Genomic DNA, 2,875 nt, shown 5'->3' with positions numbered 1-2,875 from the left:
TTCCATTATCCATGGCCCGCTCTCAAACGGTATCCCTACCGATTGGAAGTTTTGCGAAAAACAATCACCACCACCTTTCCTAACATAGCGTTGCTGTAAACACTTCCATGTACGCTTCGCTTTTTCATCCCTGAAAAAGAGACTTTGCTCTAAGTCATTGCTCTAGCACTTTCCCGGATTCCAGTTCACGTAAGCACTATCGGCACTACAGAAATTGTGCCGTATACAAAGGTACTCAAAAAAAGATAGCGCCACGAGGTTTAGCGACACCCTAGTATGACAGAGCCGACTGGAATGCTGGTTTTCTAAAACTTCATAAGATAGGGATATCTTATGTGAGCGGCCAGGGACTGGCGAACAGCGCTTTTAGAAAATCATGCTTCCAGTAGGCGACCATTCGCCAAAGTTTTTAGCGGCGCTATCTTTGTGGCGGCTCCTAAGCAAGATATACCTACAATGCGCGATATTTAAAATCTTGCAAAATCGCACGACCCTGACCACAGCAATACAAACCAATACGTAAACTTAAAAAGCCACCAAATACATTGTGGTTAATACCAGCCACCTCCATTCTAGTTGGATGACGCTGCCAACTAGCGCCATTATCTGTTGAATAATGGTAAGTAATTACATTGTTATCATTGGTTAAACGCATTTTAAGTTGCTTAGATTTGTTTGGAATTCGCGCCCACGGATGCTCTTCCGCATATTGAAAACTCTTAATCGAGTTACCATCAGCGCCCATGCCTACAAAAGCTTTATGGTTATAAAATAACAATAAACCGGCTTCGGCTTTATCCTCAAGCGTCATAGAAACTTCAACTTGATAACTTCTATCTATCGCGTTACAAACTATAGGTGACGAATTACTCGGGTTGGTGCCCGCTGCAACCAAGCTCAAAGCCGAGCTGGAATTGAAGCGGCTATAATTTATGCGTTCAAGTTCCTTGTTGCTTGGTTTATGAAAAGCCCATTGCAAACCAAACTTATTAGTTGAAAAATCATCTGAGCGAGCCAATCCATTTTTAACGCCATTAATATTGGCCGGCTTTTTCATTGGTTGTGATAGGTCACCCCCTTTAGCTTTAAACCAGCCATCTTCAGTCCATTCAATTGGCTCTAATAAGGTTTGTCTGCCCAAAGTTCTAAAACTATTTTCATAACCATGATAAATCATCCACCAATCTTTATTTGGCCCTTCAATTAAAGTTGCATGCCCGCGTGACCACCAAGGCTCTTCGGTTGACTGACTGCGCACTAACGGATTGCGTGGGCAATGCTCCCAAGGGCCATGGATGGATTTAGCCCGCGCGGCGATTACCATATGGCCAGTCACTGGGCCTGCAGTGCCACCAACTGCTGTGACTAAATAAAAATAGTCTTTATAACGCGTTATTTTAGGCCCTTCTGGGGCAAAGTTTTCGGTTATCCAATGATCTGGATAAACCCAAGGTTGATAGGCAGGTTCAACTTGGCCATCTGTTGCTAATCCATTGTCTTTGAGTTTTATTTTTCTAATGCCGTTTACAAATAAATAGCGTTTGCCATCTTCGCCTACGGCATGGCCAGGATCGATACAACCATCTATATGTAGGTTAATTGGCTCACTCCAAGGGCCTGCAATATTATCCGCCCAAATAACATAAGTTCCCCAAGGTTTGCCCGCAGGAGCGGCCGGTATGTAGATGTAATATCTATCTTGGTGTTTACAAATATCCAGTGCCCATACTGTGCCTATGTTGGTATGCAAAGCAGGGCCTATTGGCGTCCAGTTGACTAAGTCTTTTGAATGCCAGATAACAATGCCAGGGTAGTTATCAAACGATGAAAACGTCATGTAATAATCGTCACCATCTTTTAAAACTGTCGGATCTGGGTAGTCACCCGGCATAATAGGGTTTAAGTAATACCCATTGCCCAAATCTGCTTGGCGCTGACCTTCAAGACCTTTCGGCCAGCTTGGGAGGTTTGTTTTAGCTGCTGTATTGTCACAACCTTTTGATGCTGGCGCTGCAAATGCGCTGATAGGTGATATTAAACTCGATGCGACAACAGATTTTAATAAAGTTCTTTTATCTATATTAGTCATGTGATTTCTCTTAGTGCTTAGTTATCCCGGGCTTAGGTTAGTTATAAGGAGTCAGCGTTAAGCGTTAAGAGAAAATACCGTAATGAATAACTGACCGTTATTCTGCAAAGCAGCTAAAGTAAAAATTATCTAAAAGTGTTAGTTTTAATGCAGAATTTTCTATAGCAGGCACTAACGCATATAGCTTTTAAAAGATTTTGGTGTACAGGCGTACTCTTCTTTAAATAATTTATTAAAGTAAGAGACGTTTTTATAACCAACGGCAAAGGCAATTTCTGCAACGTTAGCATCCACTTTGTTGGTTAATAATCTGGCTGCTTCAGTTAAACGAACTTTATTCAAATAACCGGTAAAAGTTAAACCTAATTCATCTTTTAAAAGCTCATTTACTTTGCCGCGGTTTAACCCTGTTTGTGTGCATACTAACTCTAGATTGAGTTCACAGTTTGTATAATGCGTGGCGATATAATTAAACAAAGCTTGTTTGTCTTTTTCTGTGTGGCTGGTGATCTCTAATTGCTGGTAGGCAACAAAAGGGCGCTCTTGTAGTATTTTATCTTTAAGCTCCTTGGTTAATGCTTTGGTATAGTTCTTAAACAACCAATAAGTGTAAACAAGGATCAGCAAAGGTAAAACAACAGCAAGTATATAAAGATATGACCAAATATCGCCAGACAGCTCTAATTGATTTATTTGCACTCGAGAGTTTGTATCACGCGGGCTTTGTTTTGTATGATCTGATCCAATAGTTTTGGACACCTCATTAAGTGAGTAGAATAACTCACA

General features: G+C 41.1%; 2 protein-coding genes. Both read right to left on the bottom strand.

The genetic code is table 11. The features are described 5' to 3' along the window. Positions 1 to 451: 451 nt before the first annotated feature. Positions 452 to 2,089 carry a family 43 glycosylhydrolase gene (locus WSC_RS0102490; RefSeq protein WP_016954331.1) on the bottom strand — a complete coding sequence of 546 codons (1,638 nt, stop codon included), beginning with the start codon at positions 2,087 to 2,089 and terminating at the stop codon, positions 452 to 454. 171 nt (positions 2,090 to 2,260) lie between these two features. Next, positions 2,261 to 2,875: helix-turn-helix domain-containing protein (locus WSC_RS0102485; protein WP_016954330.1), on the bottom strand; the 615-nt coding region annotated here is incomplete at its 5' end.

The organism is Catenovulum agarivorans YM01 (genome assembly GCF_000281085.1).
Taxonomy (GTDB): domain Bacteria; phylum Pseudomonadota; class Gammaproteobacteria; order Enterobacterales; family Alteromonadaceae; genus Catenovulum; species Catenovulum agarivorans.
The sequence above is the reverse complement of the archived record's forward strand: the minus strand, read 5'-3'. Positions and strand labels throughout refer to the sequence as shown.